Below are 22,231 nucleotides of genomic sequence, written 5' to 3'. Positions count from 1 at the left end.
GTTCATCCTGAGCCAGGATCAAACTCTCATATAAAACATACAAGAACTTGAATAGCTCTCAATTATCTTTGTTATTAAGCGAATTGACTTCGCAAATGTTTTACTTCAAATCACATCGTGATTGAAGACCCTACACATTTGATTCGTCGAAACTTTGTTCAGTTTTCAAAGGTCTACCCGTTGGCTAATCAAGCAGCCAATCAACACGTTTATTATAACATATATCAGATCAGTTTGTCAAGAAGAAAATTTAATTAATTTTGAATTTCTTTTGATTGATAGCTCAATCAGCAACTTCATTAATATATCATGTCATCAAGTTGATGTCAACAATTATTTTTAATTTTTTTGTTAAACATCTCAACAGCACTTAACTGCTTTGACAACGGTAATTACTATACATGGATTTTTTAAGCATCTTCTTTAACAAAACGCGAACGTAATGCTCCGACAACGGCTGGGATTAACGTAACCACAATAATTGCAAGAATGATGACAGAGAAGTGTTCTTGAACAAACGGAAGATTACCGAAGAAGTAACCACATCCACAACAAAGTGCTACCCAGATAACACAGCCAATTACACTATAACGAATAAATTGCTTGTAGGGGAAACCAGAACCTGCTGCCGCAAATGGAGCAAATGTTCTAATGATCGGAATAAAACGGGCGAGAATAATAGCCGGCGCGCCATGCTTTTCAAAGAAGACTTCGGCACGTTCTAGACTATCTTTATCAATTAATTTACCAAAAAGTGAGTGGTTAGAAAGGCTCTTCCCAATCTTATGACCAATTAAAAAGTTAAGGGAGTCTCCACCCAAACAGGCGCATAAGAAAATAAAAATAAAAATCCAAATATTAAGATGATAACGTGGGTCAGCAGCTAGTGCACTTGCAGCAAAGAGAAGGGAATCTCCAGGTAGAAATGGCATTATGACTGCACCAGTTTCAATAAATATAATAGCGAATAAAATTAAATAAGTTGCATCGCCGAATTGATTAACAATCTGAATTAGATGAACATCAATGTGTAATATAAAATCAATAAGAGTTGCCAATTACGTTCGCGTTTTGTTAAAGAAGATGCTTAACATAAGCTTTATCCATCCCCAGATCAAAAGTAAGATTATCAATATAAATCCTAACCATAATCCAAATAGTACTGTAAAAAAATTTTCAGGCATCAACAATATGATTGGCGTTGTTCGTGGATCAAATAGCCAATCCATATTGCTAAAGAAAAGATAATGAAATTTAATAAAAAGGACATCGAAATTTGTTATCCCCATAAACCCACTAAAGAGCAATAAAATAAATAACATCTGAAACGGTAAAATCAGGCGCCAGAGCTGATTTTGCCGTTTTTGTTTTTTCAATCCAAACACTAACAACGGGAGCGAAACCACCATCACAGCTTCATTCAATAAAATCAAATGTTTTACGTCTTCAAAATGGTGAACTGCAGAAGGGGCAATTGGTAAATATCTTAGTTCGAGGACTCGCTGGGCCGGAAGCTGGATATATTTAATGACACTTCCATAATCAGCTATTAATTCAGAGGCAGATAATCCTAGGAGGTGCTTAGGAATTGTTATAAAAAAAGGTGAGATATTAATAACGATAAAAAGAGCAATACTAATTGCAACAACTAAACTAAGTAGTGTCAATAAGATTGCTCTTCCCCACTGAATAAATTCAAATTTCCCATTCATTCAAATTTCCCATTCATCAAGATTATTCACCTTATATGTTGGCTGGATTTTTTCTTTTATAACTTCTTCTGGACGCGATAAACCAGTATAAACTAATAAACTATCCATTCCAACATTAATTGCTGCTTCAATATCAGTATGATAGTTATCGCCGACCATAATTACCCTTTCTTTAGGCAATTTAACTCTTTCAAGTGCCATTTTCATAATTATTGCTTCTGGTTTACCAATCATCACAGGTTTCACTTGAGTTGCATATTCTACTAGCTTTACAATCGAACCTGCTCCAGGAACCATCCCTCGTTCATTAGGCAAATTACTATCAGCATTGGTCCCAATAAATTTAGCGCCATTTCGAATTAACAAGACTGCCTTTTCAAGCTTCTCATAAGTAACATTCGTATCTAATCCTACAACAACATATTCAGGTTGATCATCAGTCAAGATAAACCCTCGCTTTTCTAAAGCCAACTTTAATCCTGACTCACCAATAACATAAATTTTACTTTTTATCGGCGCCATTGACCGTAAATAGTCAGCAGTTGCGATTGCTGTTGTGTATATATTTTCCGCCGTAACATTAATATTATGATTTTCACGGAGGTTTTCAGCGACAAAATCTGGCGTTCTGGTACTATTATTTGTTACAAACAAGACCTCTTTCTTGGCATCTTGTAGTCGTTTGATAAATCTTCCGGCTGCTGGAATTTGCTTTTTGCCCTTATAAGTCGTCCCATCTAAATCAATAAAATATCCTTGATAATCTTTCATTTAGCTCCTCTTTTTTCGTTGATGAATCACAAATTTTTGCCGATGACCGTTTTTTACACGTTCTGCACGCTGATTATGTCGTTGACGCACGTTCGGTTGTTTAACCTGCCGTCGCCGTTCATGAATGACTGGCGTAGTTTTCTTTCGACGCTGACGGTAACTGTGCCGTGGAATACAAACATCATCATTGTGAAGGATAAAATACGCACAGCCAAAATTACAATACTCAAATAAATAATCCTCAATCGTATCAGCACCCAATTCTGGTTCAAATAAGGGATTATCATCATTATAAAAACCTTTTAAGCGTAATTGGTCATATCCCCAATCCCCAACGATATAGTCATATTTACTCAGAACACTGCTAAATCGTTCTGCGAATTTTTCTGAATTAAAACCGTCACGGTAGTCCTTTACTAATTCGTAAGGATGTCCATTAACGGTAAAATGTGTCTGGTCTTTTTTTTCAATATGATAGATTAAAGATCGTTGCTCTTCACGCTGATCAATATAATCTTGAATCTTAGCTCTATTCATTTATTTTTGTCCTGGATACTTCATAGCTTTTTGCGCTACGATTTCTTCTATTTCATGAAAATTCAGCGGAGCTCCAAATTTAGGCTTATTTTCAAGATAGTCTAATTCAGGAGCATCCACGCCTACATTTATATTTTCTTTAATGGGAACAGAATAGTGGTGAATATGGCCATGAAGGTTAATAATTTGCGGTGCTATTCCTAACATAAGAGGATAATGAGTTAAATAATACTGACGGTGATTATATTTTAATAGTACTCCCACATCATGAAACTGAAATTTAGGAAGTCCATTAAACTCATAATTATTACTTTCTAGATATTTAAAAAGGGCCCGATTATCATGATTGCCTTTTATCAGTATTAAGTGTCCATGTAATTGTAATAACACCTCAAGGATTGCTTGATAGGCATTTCGTTGAGGTTTAGTAAAGTACAGAGCAATGTCTCCTAAATGATAAACAATATCATTTTCACCAACCTTATCGTTCCAATTATTAATAATCGTTTGGTTCATCTCATTGACATTATTGAATGGCCTTGGTGCAAATTTATTTGTACCAAGGAGACTATCATGAAAAAAATGAGTATCTGACGTGCAAAACTTCATTTAGTTATTTTTCTTTAAACGTTCAATATCACGAACAATCATTAATTCTTCGTTAGTTGGAATTAATAATGTCTTAATCTTTGCATCATCAGCAGAAAGATCACGTTCAACACCATGGCAGTCGTTCTTTTCTTGATCAATCTTAATGCCAAAGTAGTCAAGCTTATCTGTGATCATCTTTCGTACTGGAACACTGTTTTCACCAACACCGGCAGTGAAGACAATGGCATCTGCGCCACCCATTTCAGCAATATATGCTCCAATGTAACGGACAATGCGGTTAACATAAATATCTAATGCAAGTTGTGCTCGGTCGTCACCCTTTTCAGCAGCTGCAAGAATATCACGCATATCTGGGGAGATACCAGAAATACCAAGTAAACCAGACTTATGGTTCAAAATATCAATCATCTCATCTGAGGATAAGTTTAGTTTACCCTGCATAAAAGCAATTAAGGATGGATCAACATCCCCTGACCGAGTTGCCATTGTTATTCCAGCAACAGGCGTAAAGCCCATTGACGTATCGAATGACTTACCATTCTTTACGGCAGTGATTGATGCACCTGCTCCAATATGCATGGTGATTAATTTAAGTTCTTCAACTGGCTTGCCTAACATTTCCGCAGCACGTGCAGATACGTAACGGTGACTGGTACCGTGAGCACCATACTTACGCGCACCATACTTCTCATACCAATCATAAGGCACACTGTACAATGCATTCATTTCTGGCATATCAACATGGAATGATGTATCAAAAACAGCAACCGCAAATGCATTAGGTAATACTTTACGGAAAGCTTTAATACCAACCAATTCTGCCGGCTCATGGAGTGGAGCATATTCTGACAATTCATCAATCTTGCTAATAACATCATCATCAATAATTGTTGAATCCTTAAAGAATTCTCCACCGGCAACAATTCGGTGACCTACTGCTGTGATTTCATCATAGCTTGCCACAATCTTTAATTCAATTAACTTATCTAACAAATAATTAACTGCGGCAGCATGATCAACAAATGGCTTATCTTCTTCATGCTTTTGACCATTACCATACTTAATCTTAGCATGGCCCATCTTTTCACCAATACGTTCAATCGTACCTTCAGCTACTACCTCTTCACTTGGCATATCAAATAATTTGAATTTAAGTGTTGAACTACCAGCGTTAACTGCAATTGTTTTTGACATTTAACGTAAATTCGTTGTTACCCATTTACTGATATCATCCATGAATGAAGCAAATTTTGCTTTATCCTTAAATGAAGGAAACTCACCCAACAAAACTTTAACTGCTTGTTTGCTATCTCCACCTTGGCGCTGCAATAACAAAATTGATTTTTGCGCATTCGGATTAGCAAAAAGTTCTGCTGGCAAATTGATAAGTCCTTGTAAATAGGCAACAGACTGAATCCATTTAACAAATGATTGTGATTCTTTAGTTTGGAATAAGCTACTAGGCACTAAGAATACCCCAAATGCACCGGGCTTAAGATAATTCATAGATTGTTCAATCAACAAATGGTGAACATATGAATGACCCTCTTTAGCCCGTGTTTGATAGTTTTTGGCGTTTTCATCAAGCGGATAGTAACCAATTGGCAAATCAGAAATAGCTAAATCACATTGAGAAATATCTAAAGCAGTTACAGCATCTTGATGGTACAACTTTACATTAAGGTGTTGTAATTCTGTATTTACACTCGCAACTCCCAACATATCTTCGTCATTATCTATTCCGTAACCAACGATGTCTTTATCTCCATTTACTTTAAGCTGATTCATCACAGTCGTTAATAAATTAGCTGTCCCAACGGCTGGATCAAAAACAGTCTTAATCTCCTTGATTTTTGTAACCTTTTCAATTAAGAAAGCCATGATTAAGCCAATTGTATCAGGAGTCATTTGATGATTAGCCTGAATTGCATCTTTTCGAATTACTTTCAAAAAACTCAGCTGGATAATTTGTCGGATAATTTCTGGCTTCACTTATTTTGGTGGATAAAACTTAACAATTGCACTTGCTTTCTCTCCATCCTTCCTTGTCACCTTAATCAATACTCGTTGGGAATCAAGTTGCGTAAACGAGTATTCATGATTCTTAATGTTATCTAACAATGGCATATAACCACCTTTATTCTGACACGTTAGGTATAGAGCATGGTTTTCTCTTAATTCATACTTTTGATCAGTTGTCTGACTGTACAGTAATAACCAATTATCACGAACCTCCATTAATTCAAAACGATGATTGACTGATTCTAATTCCCGTAAAAACAAATGCCAAGTGATTGTTGATTCTAAGTTCATTTTACCTACTTGTCTCATGCTAGTAGTAACTAAACTTATATTGATAATCACTAATGAAGAAATAATTAACGCGTAAGTCGCTTCTATTAAAGTAAAGGCCCCCTTCTTCATTCATCTTTCAACCCGACAAAGGCATCGATCATTATTATAAACAACCACCCTTTGGACCGTTGCTTTTGCGGTTAAATCACCACGGCTTAAAATAACTGATTGCTTTTTAACCGCATATAAATCACTAGCCTCTTTTCCTAACCTCGTTGCGGCCATTTTTAGCTGAAGATTTCTATTTTGTAACCACAATTGTTTTTCGCAAATAAAAAATAAATTTATCCCCATCGCTACAATAAATAAACTAATTAAACTATCTGCCATCATAAATGCTTTTACTTTAGCGTTTCTCAATTAGCGTTTCTCAATTCGGTATCCTCCCCATCCTAATTGAATCTTCATGTAGTAATAGTGACCATCGATTAATGATTTAAAACGCTGGGTACAGGGGCGCGTATAGCCATTTGGCGTAAGATAAAGTTCACCAAACCACTCAACATTCAGTGTTGAGGGAATAAGGATTTCTTTTGTCTCTCTCGTTTGATCATTTATACGAAAAGTAATCATTTCGTTATTTTTGTCGTGGCGAATTACAACAAATTGATGTTTACTCTCACACTTTAATTGCGCCCACTGCCAATCTTGACGCAATGATTGCCAAAATTGTTCTTCAGCTAGTTTTTGACGCGTTTTTGTAAAATTTGGAATCGTAATTAGTAAAAGGAGGGCCGTTATTCCTAAAACAATAATTGCTTCGAGAAACGTAAACCCTTCTTCACGAAAATTCATTCATCGCTGAATTGCCTTCCCATCAACAATTACAATTTTTTCGTGATGGGCCTGTTGAACCTGCGCATCAGTCAGATAATTTGCTTTATTCAATTCCTCTAAACTGACATTATCAGTTCCATTTTCATTTTCATATGCATCAATTTGGGTCTGAATTACAGATGTCATCGCTTTTCCATGAATACTATTAGCATGCTTTCGCTGTTGAGAGAGATTGGGCAGCATAATCAATACTAGTAGGCTAATAATAAATAAGACGATTGACATTTCGAGCAAGGTGAAGCCTGATTGTTTTTTCTTTAAAATTTTCATTTAATAAACTCCTTGGAATGAATGACAGATTGGCAATAAGATACTAAGATATAAAATAACAATTATGATTGCAATAATGCTAAAGATAACTGGTTGAACAAAAATCAATAAATGTTCAATTGCAGTTGTAAGGGCCTTAAATTTTAAATTCGCGAAAACAATTAAGTCCCGTCCCATATTTTCCCTGGTCGCCCCCTTATTCATAAAAACAATTAATTCATTAGGAAGAAAAGAGTAGGTAGCCACCACTTTTGAAATATCTCCATCATGTTGAATAGTAGTCATTATTTTGTTACCAAAAATATAAAGAATTGATTTTCTATCAAAGCTCTGGGTAATTTCACAAATTTCAGCCAACGATAATCCTTGTTGCAACATTGATCCTAATATACTAGTTAAATAATATTGAAAATAATAACAATAGCATTTTCCGATCATCGGTATTGTACAGATCTTAATTAGCCGTTGTTCCTTATTCATTTGATGCCATCTTAGCCCCTGAAATACAGCGCTAATAAAGATAACGGTAAAAAGATACGTTGCTCCTAACGTAATCATGTGAATTAGCGGCAAAGTTTGCCTCTCGCCTTGCCAGACTTTCAATTCTGGAAAAACAAACAAAATTAACCCACAAATCACCACCCCTAGCATCCCTAAAAGAATTAGCGGATATTGCAGGAGACTAAATAATTTTTTTCGTTGCTGTTCTCGTGCTGTAAGTATCTTTCCTACTTCACTCAATGTTTTTGTTAAATTACCATGCTTTTCTGCTAATAGTAATTGATAAAACAAATCGTCTTTTACTTCTGACTGCAGGCTCTGGGCAAAACTCGCTCCCTTTTGCATTCGTTTATCTATAGAAGCAATCCAAGGACCTAGCTTCGGATTGACAGCCTTGATAAAATCAAGTGCTTCTTTGACAGAAAAGCCAACACTTAATAAATCTGCTAATAAAAGGAAAAAATCTGCTTGTTGCTGATGATTGAATTTAACCTTGTTGGTATTGACGTGCAGTATTCTCCGTAATTTCGCCATTTAACCTTGTTGGTATTGACGTGCAGTATTCTCCGTAATTTCGCCATTTTCCACAGCCTGCTGAAGAGCTTTTGACCATTCATCAGATATTCCTCCTTTCTTGGTGCCACTAAGCAAACCACTAAATTGATGTCGATTTAACAGGTCACATAAGATGGCTTGTTCTCCATTCACCAACGGAATTAAACGCTGATAAGATACTGCCGTTAATACTTGCTGAAGGTAATAAGAATCTATCCCTAATTGTTGAAGGCGAGAAACAACTCCATAAGCATTTCGAGCATGGATAGTTCCCAAAACTAAGTGACCACTTAATGCGGCCTGGACAGACATAGCTGCTGTCTGTGAATCACGAATTTCTCCAATGATAAATACATCTGGGCGATGCCGTAATCCCAATTTTAATAAACTTTCATAGTTCATCCCCGCTAATTCATTTACTTGCAATTGAATAAATCCCGGATGATCAATTTCTACGGGGTCTTCAATTGTTAATACAATTTGTTTCGGCAATAGCTGTCGAGCAAGCTGATACATGGTAGTTGTTTTACCAGCCCCCATTGGCCCGGCAAAAAGAATTAAACCTCGTTGTTGACGGTATTTCTGTAATCTTTCCCACTGATGAGGAACTAAAAAATTAAACCTAATATCATTAAGAGGATATATAAAGCGAATAACTAGTGATTCCCTCCCTTGATAATCACCAACACTTGATAAGCGTAAATTGATCTTTTGGTGAGCATAAGTAAATTTAAAAGCGCCTAGCTGGGGTCGTCGATGCTCACTAACTGCCATATTGGCGCAATATTTTAAATATGAGATAAAACGTTGACCATAGTCACGCGTAACCTGTTTAAAAGGTAATAGGGTCCCCCTTATCGCTAAGGATAATTGATAATACCTATCATAAGGTAAGATATATAGGTCACTCGGTTGCTTGCGAATCATTCTTGCTAATTCTTCTTCAAAACTCGGCATTTATTCTTCATCGTCATCTTCGTCTGGTAAAATACCAGTTTCGTAAATATCAGCAACATCATCGTTTTCTGTTAATTCATCAATCAAATGACGGTATTGCTTTGCCTTATCTGCAGGTACCTCTGTCCGGTTTTGAGGGATCATGGTAACTTCAGCAGTATCTAATTCGTAGCCTTGTTCTTGAAGAGCATCACGAACATCTGTCATGCTACTTGGATCTGTGAAGATTTGGAACTTTTCTTCAGTTGCCTTCATATCTTCAGCTCCAGCATCTAAAGCATCCATTAACATATCATCTTCGCTCTTATCAAGACCATCACGGAGAATTTCGATTAATCCCTTACGGTCGAACATGTATGAAACTGATCCACTAGCACCTAATGAACCGCCAGAGTGACTAAATGCTGAACGAACAGCAGATGCAGTCCGGTTCTTGTTATCAGTAAGAGCAGAAACCATTACTGCTACCCCACCTGGTCCATAACCTTCATAAGTAACTTCTTCGAACTTAGCTCCACCAATACCTGAAGCTTTAGCAATAGCACGGTCAATATTTTTCTTAGGCATGTTGGCCGCGTGTGCCTTATCGATTACAAGCCGTAATTGAGCGTTGTTCGCTGGATCAGGATCACCTGCTTTAGCTGCTTGGTATAAGTCACGTGAAATCTTTTGGAAAATCTTACCACGCTTAGCATCTTGGGCGTTCTTACGTCCCTGAATGTTATGCCATTTTGAATGTCCTGACATTTACTGGCGAGGTTGCCATTTTCGTTTTACAAAGTGCAGAATAAATAACACAATACTAATGACAATCATCATCATTGAACCGTGAAATCCAGTCTGCTGAAAATCATTAGCAACCTGGGAAATAAAGGGACTTATGTCTGGTTGGCCTGCACCCATTTGAAGGGCAATCGCATGAATAGTCATAACGATTCCTGTGTATAAAATAGTTCCCCACAGACAAATCCACCTAAAACTACCAATTAAGTGATGCTGCCATAACCCCTTAAGAATCAATATAACGAGGCTGATAATTGAAATCACTAAAATAATATTAACAACCGTTTTAGCAATTTTAATCCCATTAATTAACTGTGCAACTTCGGGAGCATTTAACTGACTGTTAACCATCGAATTAATGTTACCAGCAATTGCTGAAGAACTGCCTGCTGGTAACATGGAAGTAGACAAACCATATTGAGCTAATTGGGAATTAACAGATGCGCCCACATTATTAACTATAGGTGATAGGTCAAGATTAATTTTTTCACCTGCATATACCTGATCAATTGCCTGGTTAATTAGCTTATCAGTATCGCTTTTCTTTAAGACAGAAGTTGAAATCCCGTACTGAATTAGACTACTGTTAACCTGGTTTAACATAACTGATTCAAGCGACGAATTTGTAACTTCTTCTTTTACAAAGTTAACATTTAAAAGTGTCGAATTAATTAGTAATGTTAGCCCGAGTAAAGTCACACAGATTACACCCCATAAGCAGTATAGAAAATGATGCTTTTTCGGTGTTTCTTCTATTGGCTTCTCAACTTTTTCTTGTCGTTGTGCTCGTAATTCACTTCGGGTTGTCACCTACTTACGAGTTGATTGGCGTTCAACAAAGCCATGATCTAAAATAACATTTTTTTCATCATCATTGCTGTCATCGCCATCCATTAGTTTTGTCAACAACCGCATTGAAATGGCACCAAGATCATAAAGAGGTTGAGTGATCGAAGTGATTGTTGGCCGGACAACCTTTGTATAATTGGTGTCATTAGAAGAAATTAGTTCAAAATCATCTGGAACGCTAATACCAGCATCCGTAAGCCCGTTTAAGAGACCAGCAGCTAAACTATCATCTGTTACATAAGCAGCCTTTAATCCCTTTTCGATAACTTCTTGTGCCTTTGCATATCCAGCCTGATAAGACCCGTCCGTTTCAATTACTAATAATTCATTAAATGGCACATTATTATTTGCCAATGCTTCTTTATATCCATTGAGCCGGTCTTCGCCATTAATTGAGTATCGTAATGGACCAGTAATATAGGCAACTTGTTGATCACCATGTTTTAGCAGAAATTCTGTCGCTTCCTTGGCGGCTGCTTGGTAGTTAATCCGAACGCTTGGTAAAGCATCATCATTAACAACAGAACCAGCTACTACAACTGGTGTATTTGTGCTTTCAAATTCATTTCGCAGATCATCAGAAACATCATGACCCATAAAGATAAGTCCATCAACCTGTTTAGCAAGCAAGCTCCGCACCACTTTCAGGATCTTTTCATCATCAGAATCAGAATTAGTTAAAATGATATTGTACTTATACATTGAAGCAACATCATCAATCCCCAATGCTAATTCCGCAAAGTATGGATCAGTTATATTAGGAATAACTACCCCGACAGTCGTTGTCTTTTTAGAAGCTAATCCCCGTGCAACTGCATTAGGACGATAATTAAGTTGCTTAATTACATCTAAAACCTTTTGTCTAGTTTCTGGTTTTACATTTGGATTGCCATTTACTACTCGTGAAACAGTGGCCATTGAGACACGAGCTTCTCGGGCAACCGTATAAATTGTTACTGATTGTTTTTCCATTTAATGAGGGAAAGTTAGTAATTCTTTAGTTGTATGCGTAAATGGTTCGCAACCATCTTCTGTAATATGAACACAGTCTTCAATCCGGACGCCGGCAAAACCTGGAATATAAATGCCAGGTTCAATGGAGAAGCACATTCCAGGTTCAAGAACTAGCTGATTTCCTTCCATGATTGATGGAAATTCGTGTTCACTGCTACCCATTCCGTGCCCGAGGCGGTGAATAAAGTATTCGCCATAACCAGCTACAGTAATGATATCACGAGCGATCTTATCTAATTCTTCAGCAGTCATTCCCGGCTTCGCAGCATTTTGAGCGGCCAATTGAGCCTCTAAACATACCTTGTAGATGTCTTTTTGTTTGTCATTTAACTTTCCGACAGCCACTGTTCGGGAAGCATCGCTAATATAGCCATCAACAATTGTTCCTAAGTCAAAGAGGACGAGCTGATTATTTTGGATCTTATTACTGGAGGTAGCTCCATGAGGTTCGGCAGCATGAGGACCTGCTTGAACTAGCGTATCAAAACTCATTTTATTAATCCCATGTTGTTTAAGAGCGTATTCTAAATCGGCAGCAACTTCTTGTTCTGTTTTACCAATTTGAATTGCTTCGAATCCTACTTTAAAAGCGAAATCAGCCCATTTCCCTGCTTCATTTAACTTAGTAATCTCATCATCGCTTTTAATCATTCGCATTTTTGCTATTAAAGGAGAGAGATCAGTATTAAAATGAGCATTGGGGAGGACTTCTTCTAAGGCACGAAGACGGTCAACAGTTAGTGATTCTCCCTCAATTCCCCAGTTAATTGGTGAACCAGCATGATTTTTGATATGTTCAGCAATAAGCTCAAAAGGTTTTTCGTGATCTAAATACCCATATACCGGATATTTCCAACCAGTATCCTTTATTGCTTCTACTTCAAGCGCTGGTGCAAACAGAAATGGCTCACTGTCGGCAAAAAGGACTAGTGCTAATACCCGTTCTACTGGATCGCTGTAGAAACTAGTTAGGTAATTAATGGTCATTGGATCACTAATATAAGCAGCATCTAATCCCTTTTCAGTAAGAGCGCTTTGTAATTGATTAAGTTTTGTCACTTATTTATCGGCTGCATTAGCGTCATCTTGATCTGCTTCATCGTCTTCAGTAGATGCTGGCTTTTGATCACTAGTAGCATCGATAATAATATCGTTATTATCTTCATCTGCTTCTTTATTCTTCGCTAATTCCTCACGAATATCAGCAGTTTGCTTATCAAAGTCATCATTAGTCATATGATTAACTACTTTATTGGCGCTATCTTTTACCTTACCCTTAACATTATTAACAGCATCCGCAGCGCCGCTCACCTTATCATTCAAGTTAGAATCACTCATAAGGTCATCGACAATGTCTAATGCGTCTAAGGTATAGTCAGTCACATAATCAGCAACCTTATTAATCTTTTCATCAACGCTTTCTTTCAATGCCTCTTTTTTAGCCGGCGCCATTTTCTTCCATGCAGCATATGTTGCGACTCCACCTAATAATATCCCAGCAAGTAATTTTTTACTCATTTACTCATTATTTATCATTCCTTTCTTTTGCTTCCGATGCTGTCTAAATTTGTTGAAAGCATCGAAAACAAGTGTCTTTCCTGCAAATTTAAAAATACTCCGGTCAAATTGTCGCTTCTCGCGGTGCAACCGGGCTTTCTCGACCATTTCTTGAAGTGAGGCATTCACTTCCGAAACACTCTGACTTACATCTGCAACCGCTTTAACCGCCGGATCTAGTTGTTCTGATTTACGGTTAATATCGTCTAACAATGTATTCGTGTTACTTAGCACGTCCTCCATTTCTTGGCTAAGATAATGAACATCCCGCGTTAAAGTTGTAATACTTTTATTTGTTTCTTTCATTGTCTTACTCAATTGATTCAACAGGATACATGCAAAAATGACTAAGATTAAGAATGCGATTGCCGCAATTAACCCTGCCAACTGGCCAAAAGTCATTTAATACTCATTAGGTACTCCCTCCCAGGCAATTGGAATATTATTTGTTCGTAATTCTTTAAGATATGCTGCCAAAAAGCGACTAGCAACAGTTGATTGTTTTCCGCTGACTGCTGTTATCGTCACACGAAAAACGAGCGCACCGTCTGGGGTAACGACTGGTCCGACAATAACTGGTTTTAATTGTAGTGCCTTTATTTGTGGAACTAGTTTTTTATTAACTTGCGTAATAATTTCTTCTACCTTACTAAGAGGGGTTTTCGAAGTAATCCGAATATCAACGTTGCTAACCATATTATTTCGTGAAAGGTTTTGAACAATAGTAATGTTACGGTTAGGAATAAAATTAAGTGTTCCGTCAGAACTAGTAACTTGTGTAGTACGAATACCAAGAGCAGTTACTGTTCCTTTGATTTGCCCAATTTGGACAGTGTCGCCAACGTCTAATTGTTGCTCAAGGAGGATGAAAAATCCAGTCACGATATCACTAACAAGGCTTTGCGCACCAAGCCCCAATGCTAAACTAAAGATTCCGGCTCCGGCAATCAGTGTCCCTACTGGAACGCCAATTTCTGATAGTATGGCGTATAATAAGAAAAAATAACAAGTATAACGATAAATATTTAAGACAAGGGCTTTTACCGTTGCCATCCGATTGCTATTTTTTAGTACATTGTATTTTTTTGATTCTTGAAAAAGATGGACAATGATAACTCGTCCTACCCATAAAAGTATTAAAAATAAGACAAACGTAACGATAATTAAAAGAAATTTACTTAAAAGCTGTTGTGAAATTTCGTGCCAGGATAAATCTGTAAAAGCTTTTTTTAATTGTTCCGTTTGTTTTGATGTAAGTGAAGTGGCACCAGTGATCATTCATTCATTTTTAATTAACTGATTAATAGTCTGCAAGACGCCATCATGATTATTATCAATTGTTGTGGTGTGGGCAGCTTGCATTTGAATAATTGGTTGAGCATTTTGCATTGCGTAACTTTGACTCGTCATTGCTAACATCCCGAGGTCATTTTCATTGTCACCAAACGTAACAATTTCATTTGCCTTTAAATTAAAGTGAGACTGCAAAAGAGAAAGAGCGTTTTGTTTAGTTGCAGCAGCATTACCGATTAAGTCAGTATTAAAGCCTGAATTTTCCATGATTAAGGATGGTGGTAAGTAACCATCTAAGGTTGTTGCAACTTTTTTTAGATCGATATGGTTAGCAAAATTAATCGATATCTTGGTAAAATCTTCAGTTGGCCGTTGAGTGAAAATTTGTCGGATATCAGGGATACGCTCTACATTTTCATAAAAAAGTTTCACAATATTGAAATCATGAGCACTCATCCCCTGATCAACATAAGATTTTTCACTAGTAGAGATTACTAATTGATTAATATCTTGTGGACCATAGAAACGGTCAAGGACATGAATAACCCGGGCTAAAGATTCTTGATTAATAGGAAAAGATTTAAATAATTTGCTTCCTAAATGAATAACTGAACCGTTTTGCGAAATAAATCCCATCTTGGCGGTGTAGTCTTTAAATTCTCGTTGCAAACGTGGAAAGCTGGATCCACTAGCAGCGACAAAGTAGATATTATGGCGTTCAAGTTGGCGAAAGACCTTTGCAAATAAAGAATGATTGTAAGTATGGTCATCTCGTAAAAAGGTTCCGTCCATATCAGTAGCGATTAATTTAATACTCATTTATTTCCCAAAAGTATGCATTGTATAATTGACCGCCTTTAATACTTCACGACGCGTCACAATTCCGCAAAAGTAATTATGATCGTCCACCACCGGTAAAAATGACTGATCAATTAAGAGGTGTAAATTTTCTTCTATATCAGTTGGATCTTGGATAACTGGCGCATCGGTTTGCATCACATCCCTGACCTTTAATTCGTTTAAGCGCTCCACATTGATCCGTTTTGTCTCCAATAATCGGTCAGTAATCATCGCCAAAGAAACTTGACCACAGTAACGGTTTTTATTATCAATCACAATAATTTTAGCGTACCGATCCTTAGTAAGGACTAAAAATGCATGATCTAAACTGTTGCTTTGATTTACTGTTGCAACTAAACTGGCAGGGATCATAAACTTCTGCTTATTTTTCAGCAATAAAGTCTGCAAACGCTGATCAATCACTTATTTCTGACGCCTGAATTCACAATGTAATTCAGGAACAGCTTCCATCTCGCGGTTATAATAATCAACAATAAACCGCTCAGGCTGCGCATCAATAATTGCAAAAGTTCCCCCGAGTTTAGCATATTCACCACGAGGAAAACTGATGCTCCCAGGATTAATTATTAGCATTTGATGATCGTAAACGGCTCCTAACTGATGAGTATGCCCATAGCACACAATGGAGGCACCTTTTTCTTGGCCGGTAAGCATCAGAGGGGTCAGAGAAAAATTGACCCGCTGTAAATGACCATGAGTTAGATAGAGCTGCTCTTGCCCAGCATTAATTACCAACTCATTAGGGTACGACAAACCATAATCATTATTCCCCTTCACTGCCTTAAAATTGCTCATCGGTTCCTGATCAGGAGCTAATTCTGAATCCCCACAGTGAATCATTAGGTCAACTTGATTCCCCATTTTTTGAACAATCTTTGTCAAAATTTTTTCTTCTCGATGGTTATCACTTACAACTAGTATTTTCATTTACCACCAATCATTAAATTGCTTCATAAATGATCGTAATGCGCGTCCCCGATGACTAATTTGATTCTTTTGGTCTGCTGTTAATTGGGCCATTGATTTGCCTAATTCATCAACATAAAAAAGCGGATCATAACCAAAACCGTTTTTTCCTGTGAGTTGATGAAGAATATGGCCATCAACCCGACCATTGGCAACTAATTTGGTTCCATCAGGCTTAATTCCGACGATGGTAGTATGAAAGTGAGCAGTCCTTTTTTCATCCGGTACCTCTTTTAACGCCAATAAGAGTTTAGCATTATTAGCAGCATCATCATGATCACCAGCATATCTTGCTGAGTGTACACCTGGAGCACCTCCAAGAGCATCAACCATTAAGCCCGAATCATCTGCCATAACTGGTAGTTGGAGTTGATTAGCAGCTGTAGTGGCTTTAATTGTTGCATTTTCTTCAAATGTTTTACCATTTTCATTAATTGTTATTGGTGCAAAATCGGCTAATGTTTTTACTTCAATTCCTAGGGGAGCAAGCATATCTTGGTATTCACGCGCTTTCCCGGTATTCTTTGTTGCGATTACGATTGTTTTCATTTAACCTTCCTCGTTTAATTCAATATGTGCACACTTACTGTATCCGTTTGGTAACCATTGTTGTGCACCAGCAACTAAGTCTTTAGCATCTCCCGTTGAATAAAGGTTGATACTTGACGCTAAATTATCACTCAACTGATTTTTGCCAGTTAACAATTCCTTTGCCTGTCTGATTGTCTCAAATGCAGGATCAATTAACTGAACATTAGATCCTAATTTATTATGAATTTCTTTTTGTAAAAACGGGAAATGAGTACACCCAAGGATCAAAGCTTCAATCGATTGGTTATCAAATACTTCTAATTCAGTGTCAACAGCTTTTTGTGCCTCACTTGTTCCTGTTTGCCCATGCTCAACAATTGAGACAAGTGGCTGTGCGGGAGAACTGATAACACTTAGATCAGGATTAAGTTTAGCTAATGTTTTAGCATAAGCGCCATTTTTAATAGTGGATTCAGTGCCAATTACCCCAATTTTTTTATAATGATGTTGGGTAGCAGCCATGGCTCCTGGTTTAATTACCCCAATTACTGGAATTGGTAATTCGTTTTGAAGAAGTCGAAGAGCTGCTGCAGTCGCGGTATTACATGCAATTATCATCATTTTTACGTCTTGTTCTAACAAGAATTTTCCAATACGTAATGCTAATTGCTGAATCTGTTCTTTTGTTTTAGTTCCATATGGAAAATGCCCTTGGTCACCCACAAAAATTACAGATTCTTGGGGCAGTTGTTCACGAAGTACACGAATTACAGATAGGCCGCCTAATCCTGAATCCATAACTCCGATTGGTCGTTTATCCATTTATTTTTTATCTTTTTTTCGTCGCTTTAGTAGGGAATGACGAGTTTCTTTTTTGAGGGCGTCTTCTTTTTCGTCAGGGCGATCAACAGTAATGAATGTTACCATCTCAGATCGTTCATTATCAGCTGAACTTTGTGGATCGTTTTGAATCAAAATATCAACATAATCACGGTGCCAGTCAAAGATCTTTGCCTCTGCAACCGTTCCAAGTTGAAACTCTACTTCTTGAGCAAGAAAACCACACTCTAAACCAAAGGAGGTTTCCTCTTCGTCTCTTTGAATCCGTTCCTTTACAATTACCCCTGATAACCGCCAAACTTGAGAAGTATTGCTTTTTTTACGTAAAGCTAAACGGCCAAAGCCAAGTTGATTAGTGAGATATACTAGATCCTCGGCTGTAGCAACAGGATATACTCGAGCGAGATCTTTACCAATCCAATATAGCATTTCATCGGTCTCTTTACCCAGGATAGCTGGTAAAATCACGTCGCGCATTGTTCCAGCTCCTAGTCCTTGATGACCGGCTATTAACTGATTATATAATTTCTGACTCATCTAATCAACATATTGTTGTAAAATTTGCTTTAATTGATCTTCACTATGGTAACCAATGATTTGGTCTACTACCTTACCATCTTTCTTAACCATTAATGTAGGGATACTCATAATCCGGAATTTTTGTGCAGTTTCTGGATTTTGGTCAACATCCATCTTAAAAAATTTAATATCGGGCATCTTATCAGATAATGCATCAACTACTGGTGATTGCATCCGACAGGGACCACACCAAGTTGCCCAAAAATCAATTAAATCGACACCAGTGGCAGTATCTTGTTCAAAGGTTTGATCTGTAGTTACGTTTACAGCCATTTATAAATTAACAATTGTTGCCCCATCCCCACCAGCATTAGGGGAAGCATAGGAGAATGATTTAACTCGTGGATTGCTTTGCAAATATTGTTGTGTTCCCTTACGAAGAGCACCGGTCCCTTTTCCGTGAATAATTGTTACCGTTGAAAGATTATTCAACAATGCATGATCAATAAAGTTACTTAGCTCACTCATTGCTTGTTCATAGCGATGACCGCGCAAATCAAGACGAGCCGAGGTCTTTCGTGTTTGTGTCGTTCTCACAGCAGCTCGTGGTCGCCGCTTTGCATCTTTTTCTCGTGGAAGATCTTTCTTAGCTACTTTTTCAAGATTATTCTCATCAATTTCCATTTTAAGAATTCCAATCTGAACTTCCCACTTGTGGTTCCCTCGCTTAGATAAAAGTTCTCCATATTGACCATAAGATTTCACCAAGACTGCATCACCTTTATGCAAATCATGCTTTTGCTTAGCCCGTTGTAATACAGAGTTGTGTTGCAACCGTGGATTATCATGATGAAGAGCGTTTAATTGCCCTTGTGCATCAATTAATTCATTTTCTTTTACATTTCCGCCCTGCTGAACTTCTAACTGGCGCAAATGATGAATAATTCGGTCAGCCTTTTTCTTAGCCATCGAAACTTGATGGTTGGCCTTTGAACGTGCTTGTTCGTATAGCTTATCGCGCTGTTCATTAAAGCGGGTGAGTTTCTCATCAAGGTCACGCTGAACTTTTTCATTTTTGGCTACTAGTTTTGCTAGCTTTTCACTTTCTTCACGTGCTTTTTTCCGTTGCTCTACTAAATCACCAATCATATTGTTAAGGTCTTGACTATTATCACTAACAAATGTCCGTGCTTCATCAATAACCTGGGGACTAATTCCTAATCGCTGAGCAATCTCTAATCCATTTGACCGCCCAGGAATCCCTAGTAGTAATTTATACGTCGGCTTAAGAGTTTCTTGGTCAAATTCCATACTAGCATTAATCGTCTTAGCACGATCATAACCATAAACTTTAAGTTCAGGATAGTGGGTAGTAATTACAACCATGGTTCCTTTACTGCCAATATTATCAAGAATTGCCATTGCTAAAGCAGCCCCTTCTTTGGGATCAGTCCCAGCACCAAGCTCATCTAGAAGGACTAAGCTACGACTTGTAATTTGTTCAAGAATGGCTTTTACTCCATCCATATGACCAGAGAAAGTACTCAGATTTTGTTCCAATGATTGTTCATCACCGATATCCGCAAATACATTATCAAAGATCCCAATTGTACTGCCTTCTTCTGCGGGAATAAATAGGCCAGATTGTCCCATCAATTGAATAATTCCTAAAGTTTTAAGCGTAATGGTTTTACCACCAGTGTTGGGTCCAGTAATAATAATCGCTTGGTAATCTTCCCCAATCTTAATGTCATTTGTCACTACTCGTTGGGGATCGATCAGGGGATGACGCGCTTTCCGTAATGAAACATGATTTTCTTTGCTTAAGAGCGGTAGCGTTGCCTTAGTATCATGTGCCCAGCGTGCCTTTGCATTAATAAAGTCAAGGTGTCCAAGAATTGCTTCATTCTGACCAATATCATGTCGATAAGGAGCAATCATTTGTGATAACTCAATTAATACGCGTTGCATTTCTTGCCGTTCTTCTATTTGCGCTTGTCGTAACCGATTATTGGTCTCCACAACGGCTGCAGGTTCAATATATAATGTTTGTCCACTAGCACTTTGGTCATGAACAACCCCACCAAATTTATTTCGATAGCGGGCGATTACTGGAATTACATAGCGGTCATTCCGCATTGTGACAATAGGGTCACTTAAGTATTTCGCATTTTTCCCACGAGTATACCTTTCCATTTGTTGGTGAATCTCTGTTTCCGTTTGGGTAATTAATTGCCGGATACCATGGAGTTTAGCTGATGCCTCATCATTTATCCGTCCATCAGGATCAATCGAACGAACTAGCCGCTGGGTAATTGAAGGAATTGTAACTAGGCGGTCAACTTGGGTAGTTAAAACCCGTAGTTTAATTTTTTTCTCCCGCATCTGATCAAAAAAGTTTTTTACACTCATACTAGTTTGCAGCACTTTAGTAATTTGAGCTAATTCCGTGCCGTTCAGATTTGCCTTAATTTTCAAACGTTTCAATTGCGGTTTGATATCAGCTAATTGCGGAATAGGAATCCCATCTTCTAACCTTAAAATATCGGCCCCATCAGTAGTTTCTGTCAAAAGTTCTTTGACTGCCTCATAATCAGTCTGTGGAACAAGCTGCGTCAATTCGCGATGACCAGCGGCAGAAACAAGGTATTGTGCCAGTTGTCCTTTTATTCGATCAAATTCTAATGTTTCTAAAATTTTGCTATTCATTTATCCTCCCTGTACTAGCGTATCAATTACTAAATGCGCTATTCCTGGTGTTTGATTAATCATAAAACGCGCTAGTTCCGAGTTTGCTATTTGCATTTGCCACCAACCTGCTGGAAATAATTGCATAATTAGTAAAACAACGTAAATAATCAAATAGCCAATTAAAAATGAGATTAACCCACCTGCGATCTTATCAACTGTTCCCACCACTGGAATCCTCTTTATCCAGTTTAACTGACGAATTCCCCAGTGACAAAGAATTGAAACAATTGTAAAAATTATCATAAATGCAATCCCATTATAAAAGAAAAGATTACTATTTACATTTGCAAGCAAGCTCTCGGAAAAAGTTGCCGGGGTTCCAATACTTGGTAATAACGATTTTAACCAGCCACCAATCAATTGGGCTCCCTGGCGAGCAACAATCCAAGCTACTATATATGTCCCCAGCATTAACGTCATTGTCAATAATCCGCGGCGATGACCATTAATAAAGCACCCCATTAAAATCAAAATAATAAAGGTTGTTAAAATCATTTAGGCCTTGAAGTTGCCATCATTATCAAGGAAAGTATTTAATACTTCTTCAACCATGTCCCATTCCTTATCATCTTCAATTGGGACAAGGTCCTGTCCATCGTTATCTTCATTATCAGCTATAATGTAAGCTTGAATGTCAACGGAATCGTCATTTTCTTGTTCCGCTGGATAGATAAAGATATAGGATTTGCCATAATCATCAGAATCAAACGTAAACAATTCCTTAAATAATTGTTCATTACCATTTTCATCAATTAACGTAATCATGTCTTCGTTATTTTCTTGTTTACTCATTCATTTTAGCTTATTCACAAGGCGGCCATGGCGATCCAAATAGCTTTGTAAAATGAATGTTGCTGCAACTTCATCGATAACTTTTTTCTGCTTAGCACGTGAAATGTCCGCTTCTTCAACTAGCATTCGGTGTGCCTCAACCGTCGTTAAACGTTCATCTTGAAAGTCAATAGGAATATCTGGAAAACGTTGTTGTAATAGCTTGCCATAGTGCTGAGATGCTTCAACACGAGGGCCTTCTGTATTATTCATATTTTTAGGAAGGCCAATTACAAACCCAGCTACCTGTTCTTTTTTCACTAGCTCGGCAACACGATCAATCCCAAAAATTTCGTTTTCTTCATCAATTGGAATAATCTCAACTGCTT

The 22,231-nt window shown here is 37.5% G+C and carries 31 protein-coding genes (1 of these 31 running past the window's edge); all 31 read right to left on the bottom strand.

The window, feature by feature from the left end; translation table 11 throughout:
* Positions 1–410 precede the first annotated feature (410 nt).
* Tightly spaced (each overlapping or abutting the next), the 31 genes in view from HHK02_RS02730 to ruvX form a layout consistent with a single transcriptional unit that may run on beyond the window.
* Positions 411–1,058 carry a VTT domain-containing protein gene (locus HHK02_RS02730; RefSeq protein WP_016496977.1) on the bottom strand — a complete coding sequence of 216 codons (648 nt, stop codon included), beginning with the start codon at positions 1,056–1,058 and terminating at the stop codon, positions 411–413.
* A complete protein-coding gene (locus HHK02_RS02725) occupies positions 1,059–1,712 on the bottom strand; it encodes a TIGR01906 family membrane protein (protein ID WP_168240230.1) in 654 nt (217 codons plus the stop codon).
* The gene (locus tag HHK02_RS02720) at positions 1,713–2,483 is read right to left on the bottom strand and encodes a TIGR01457 family HAD-type hydrolase (RefSeq protein WP_098047166.1); all 771 of its coding nucleotides are present in this window, start codon (positions 2,481–2,483) and stop codon (positions 1,713–1,715) included.
* On the bottom strand, positions 2,484–3,020 hold the full coding sequence (locus HHK02_RS02715; protein ID WP_003671878.1) for a YutD family protein: 537 nt from the start codon (positions 3,018–3,020) through the stop codon (positions 2,484–2,486).
* A complete protein-coding gene (locus HHK02_RS02710) occupies positions 3,021–3,629 on the bottom strand; it encodes a metallophosphoesterase (RefSeq protein WP_003671879.1) in 609 nt (202 codons plus the stop codon).
* The gene (locus tag HHK02_RS02705) at positions 3,630–4,826 is read right to left on the bottom strand and encodes an acetate/propionate family kinase (protein ID WP_003671880.1); all 1,197 of its coding nucleotides are present in this window, start codon (positions 4,824–4,826) and stop codon (positions 3,630–3,632) included.
* Entirely contained in the window at positions 4,827–5,624 is a 798-nt protein-coding gene (locus tag HHK02_RS02700; protein ID WP_181462733.1) for a class I SAM-dependent methyltransferase, read from the bottom strand.
* A complete protein-coding gene (locus HHK02_RS02695; RefSeq protein WP_168240227.1) occupies positions 5,625–6,056 on the bottom strand; it encodes a ComGF family competence protein in 432 nt (143 codons plus the stop codon).
* A complete protein-coding gene (locus tag HHK02_RS02690) occupies positions 6,057–6,347 on the bottom strand; it encodes a hypothetical protein (RefSeq protein ID WP_181462732.1) in 291 nt (96 codons plus the stop codon).
* Positions 6,348–6,782, bottom strand: a complete 435-nt coding sequence (locus HHK02_RS02685; protein WP_168240225.1) for a hypothetical protein — start codon at positions 6,780–6,782, stop codon at positions 6,348–6,350.
* Entirely contained in the window at positions 6,783–7,094 is a 312-nt protein-coding gene (gene comGC / locus HHK02_RS02680; protein ID WP_003667658.1) for a competence type IV pilus major pilin ComGC, read from the bottom strand.
* Positions 7,095–8,129, bottom strand: coding sequence for a type II secretion system F family protein (locus HHK02_RS02675; RefSeq protein WP_181462731.1), 1,035 nt, complete (start codon positions 8,127–8,129; stop codon positions 7,095–7,097).
* A complete protein-coding gene (comGA, locus tag HHK02_RS02670; RefSeq protein ID WP_181462730.1) occupies positions 8,130–9,107 on the bottom strand; it encodes a competence type IV pilus ATPase ComGA in 978 nt (325 codons plus the stop codon). It lies immediately after the preceding gene.
* Entirely contained in the window at positions 9,108–9,854 is a 747-nt protein-coding gene (locus tag HHK02_RS02665) for a YebC/PmpR family DNA-binding transcriptional regulator (RefSeq protein WP_153706347.1), read from the bottom strand.
* Positions 9,855–10,700 carry a hypothetical protein gene (locus HHK02_RS02660; protein ID WP_181462729.1) on the bottom strand — a complete coding sequence of 282 codons (846 nt, stop codon included), beginning with the start codon at positions 10,698–10,700 and terminating at the stop codon, positions 9,855–9,857.
* Positions 10,701–11,711, bottom strand: a complete 1,011-nt coding sequence (gene ccpA / locus HHK02_RS02655; protein ID WP_181462728.1) for a catabolite control protein A — start codon at positions 11,709–11,711, stop codon at positions 10,701–10,703.
* Complete coding sequence (locus tag HHK02_RS02650) at positions 11,712–12,812, bottom strand: M24 family metallopeptidase (protein WP_168240223.1); 1,101 nt, start codon at positions 12,810–12,812, stop codon at positions 11,712–11,714.
* The gene (locus tag HHK02_RS02645) at positions 12,813–13,271 is read right to left on the bottom strand and encodes a hypothetical protein (RefSeq protein ID WP_078009180.1); all 459 of its coding nucleotides are present in this window, start codon (positions 13,269–13,271) and stop codon (positions 12,813–12,815) included.
* Entirely contained in the window at positions 13,272–13,712 is a 441-nt protein-coding gene (locus tag HHK02_RS02640; RefSeq protein ID WP_181462727.1) for a DUF948 domain-containing protein, read from the bottom strand.
* Positions 13,713–14,588 (bottom strand): mechanosensitive ion channel family protein, encoded by an 876-nt coding sequence (locus HHK02_RS02635; RefSeq protein ID WP_181462726.1) that lies wholly within the window; start codon positions 14,586–14,588, stop codon positions 13,713–13,715.
* On the bottom strand, positions 14,589–15,422 hold the full coding sequence (locus HHK02_RS02630) for an HAD-IIB family hydrolase (protein WP_003671908.1): 834 nt from the start codon (positions 15,420–15,422) through the stop codon (positions 14,589–14,591).
* Positions 15,423–15,866, bottom strand: a complete 444-nt coding sequence (cbpB, locus tag HHK02_RS02625) for a cyclic-di-AMP-binding protein CbpB (RefSeq protein WP_003671910.1) — start codon at positions 15,864–15,866, stop codon at positions 15,423–15,425.
* Positions 15,867–16,391, bottom strand: a complete 525-nt coding sequence (locus HHK02_RS02620) for a YfcE family phosphodiesterase (protein ID WP_181462725.1) — start codon at positions 16,389–16,391, stop codon at positions 15,867–15,869.
* On the bottom strand, positions 16,392–16,979 hold the full coding sequence (locus HHK02_RS02615) for an XTP/dITP diphosphatase (protein WP_152701662.1): 588 nt from the start codon (positions 16,977–16,979) through the stop codon (positions 16,392–16,394).
* Positions 16,980–17,783 (bottom strand): glutamate racemase, encoded by an 804-nt coding sequence (murI, locus tag HHK02_RS02610; protein ID WP_003667643.1) that lies wholly within the window; start codon positions 17,781–17,783, stop codon positions 16,980–16,982.
* The gene (locus HHK02_RS02605) at positions 17,784–18,338 is read right to left on the bottom strand and encodes a YslB family protein (RefSeq protein ID WP_011953423.1); all 555 of its coding nucleotides are present in this window, start codon (positions 18,336–18,338) and stop codon (positions 17,784–17,786) included.
* Positions 18,339–18,653, bottom strand: coding sequence for a thioredoxin (gene trxA, locus HHK02_RS02600; RefSeq protein ID WP_003666692.1), 315 nt, complete (start codon positions 18,651–18,653; stop codon positions 18,339–18,341).
* Entirely contained in the window at positions 18,654–21,029 is a 2,376-nt protein-coding gene (locus HHK02_RS02595; protein ID WP_180874928.1) for an endonuclease MutS2, read from the bottom strand. It lies immediately after the preceding gene.
* Positions 21,030–21,566: a CvpA family protein gene (locus HHK02_RS02590; protein ID WP_003666690.1), complete on the bottom strand. Its 537-nt coding sequence runs from the start codon at positions 21,564–21,566 to the stop codon at positions 21,030–21,032.
* The gene (locus HHK02_RS02585) at positions 21,567–21,863 is read right to left on the bottom strand and encodes a DUF1292 domain-containing protein (RefSeq protein WP_003666689.1); all 297 of its coding nucleotides are present in this window, start codon (positions 21,861–21,863) and stop codon (positions 21,567–21,569) included.
* Positions 21,864–22,231: the 3' portion of a Holliday junction resolvase RuvX gene (ruvX, locus tag HHK02_RS02580; protein ID WP_003666687.1), read on the bottom strand. Its footprint extends 76 nt past the window's final position; 368 of the gene's 444 nt are visible here — the last part of the coding sequence; its start codon lies off the right edge, out of view; the stop codon is at positions 21,864–21,866.

This window comes from Limosilactobacillus reuteri, assembly GCF_013694365.1.
GTDB lineage: Bacteria > Bacillota > Bacilli > Lactobacillales > Lactobacillaceae > Limosilactobacillus > Limosilactobacillus reuteri_E.
Note: the sequence above shows the minus strand (reverse complement) of the source record. Positions and strands in the feature narration are given on the sequence as shown.

What these genes read in the sequence shown, in the direction of transcription:
- HHK02_RS02725 (WP_168240230.1), bottom strand. Translation starts at nt 1,712, where the DNA reads ATGAATGGGAAATTTGAATTTATTCAGTGGGGAAGAGCAATCTTATTG.
- HHK02_RS02720 (WP_098047166.1), bottom strand. Translation starts at nt 2,483, where the DNA reads ATGAAAGATTATCAAGGATATTTTATTGATTTAGATGGGACGACTTAT.
- HHK02_RS02715 (WP_003671878.1), bottom strand. Translation starts at nt 3,020, where the DNA reads ATGAATAGAGCTAAGATTCAAGATTATATTGATCAGCGTGAAGAGCAA.
- HHK02_RS02710 (WP_003671879.1), bottom strand. Translation starts at nt 3,629, where the DNA reads ATGAAGTTTTGCACGTCAGATACTCATTTTTTTCATGATAGTCTCCTT.
- HHK02_RS02705 (WP_003671880.1), bottom strand. Translation starts at nt 4,826, where the DNA reads ATGTCAAAAACAATTGCAGTTAACGCTGGTAGTTCAACACTTAAATTC.
- HHK02_RS02695 (WP_168240227.1), bottom strand. Translation starts at nt 6,056, where the DNA reads ATGAAGAAGGGGGCCTTTACTTTAATAGAAGCGACTTACGCGTTAATT.
- HHK02_RS02685 (WP_168240225.1), bottom strand. Translation starts at nt 6,782, where the DNA reads ATGAATTTTCGTGAAGAAGGGTTTACGTTTCTCGAAGCAATTATTGTT.
- comGC (WP_003667658.1), bottom strand. Translation starts at nt 7,094, where the DNA reads ATGAAAATTTTAAAGAAAAAACAATCAGGCTTCACCTTGCTCGAAATG.
- HHK02_RS02675 (WP_181462731.1), bottom strand. Translation starts at nt 8,129, where the DNA reads ATGGCGAAATTACGGAGAATACTGCACGTCAATACCAACAAGGTTAAA.
- comGA (WP_181462730.1), bottom strand. Translation starts at nt 9,107, where the DNA reads ATGCCGAGTTTTGAAGAAGAATTAGCAAGAATGATTCGCAAGCAACCG.
- HHK02_RS02665 (WP_153706347.1), bottom strand. Translation starts at nt 9,854, where the DNA reads ATGTCAGGACATTCAAAATGGCATAACATTCAGGGACGTAAGAACGCC.
- ccpA (WP_181462728.1), bottom strand. Translation starts at nt 11,711, where the DNA reads ATGGAAAAACAATCAGTAACAATTTATACGGTTGCCCGAGAAGCTCGT.
- HHK02_RS02645 (WP_078009180.1), bottom strand. Translation starts at nt 13,271, where the DNA reads ATGAGTAAAAAATTACTTGCTGGGATATTATTAGGTGGAGTCGCAACA.
- HHK02_RS02640 (WP_181462727.1), bottom strand. Translation starts at nt 13,712, where the DNA reads ATGACTTTTGGCCAGTTGGCAGGGTTAATTGCGGCAATCGCATTCTTA.
- HHK02_RS02635 (WP_181462726.1), bottom strand. Translation starts at nt 14,588, where the DNA reads ATGATCACTGGTGCCACTTCACTTACATCAAAACAAACGGAACAATTA.
- HHK02_RS02630 (WP_003671908.1), bottom strand. Translation starts at nt 15,422, where the DNA reads ATGAGTATTAAATTAATCGCTACTGATATGGACGGAACCTTTTTACGA.
- HHK02_RS02620 (WP_181462725.1), bottom strand. Translation starts at nt 16,391, where the DNA reads ATGAAAATACTAGTTGTAAGTGATAACCATCGAGAAGAAAAAATTTTG.
- HHK02_RS02615 (WP_152701662.1), bottom strand. Translation starts at nt 16,979, where the DNA reads ATGAAAACAATCGTAATCGCAACAAAGAATACCGGGAAAGCGCGTGAA.
- murI (WP_003667643.1), bottom strand. Translation starts at nt 17,783, where the DNA reads ATGGATAAACGACCAATCGGAGTTATGGATTCAGGATTAGGCGGCCTA.
- HHK02_RS02605 (WP_011953423.1), bottom strand. Translation starts at nt 18,338, where the DNA reads ATGAGTCAGAAATTATATAATCAGTTAATAGCCGGTCATCAAGGACTA.
- trxA (WP_003666692.1), bottom strand. Translation starts at nt 18,653, where the DNA reads ATGGCTGTAAACGTAACTACAGATCAAACCTTTGAACAAGATACTGCC.
- HHK02_RS02595 (WP_180874928.1), bottom strand. Translation starts at nt 21,029, where the DNA reads ATGAATAGCAAAATTTTAGAAACATTAGAATTTGATCGAATAAAAGGA.
- HHK02_RS02590 (WP_003666690.1), bottom strand. Translation starts at nt 21,566, where the DNA reads ATGATTTTAACAACCTTTATTATTTTGATTTTAATGGGGTGCTTTATT.
- HHK02_RS02585 (WP_003666689.1), bottom strand. Translation starts at nt 21,863, where the DNA reads ATGAGTAAACAAGAAAATAACGAAGACATGATTACGTTAATTGATGAA.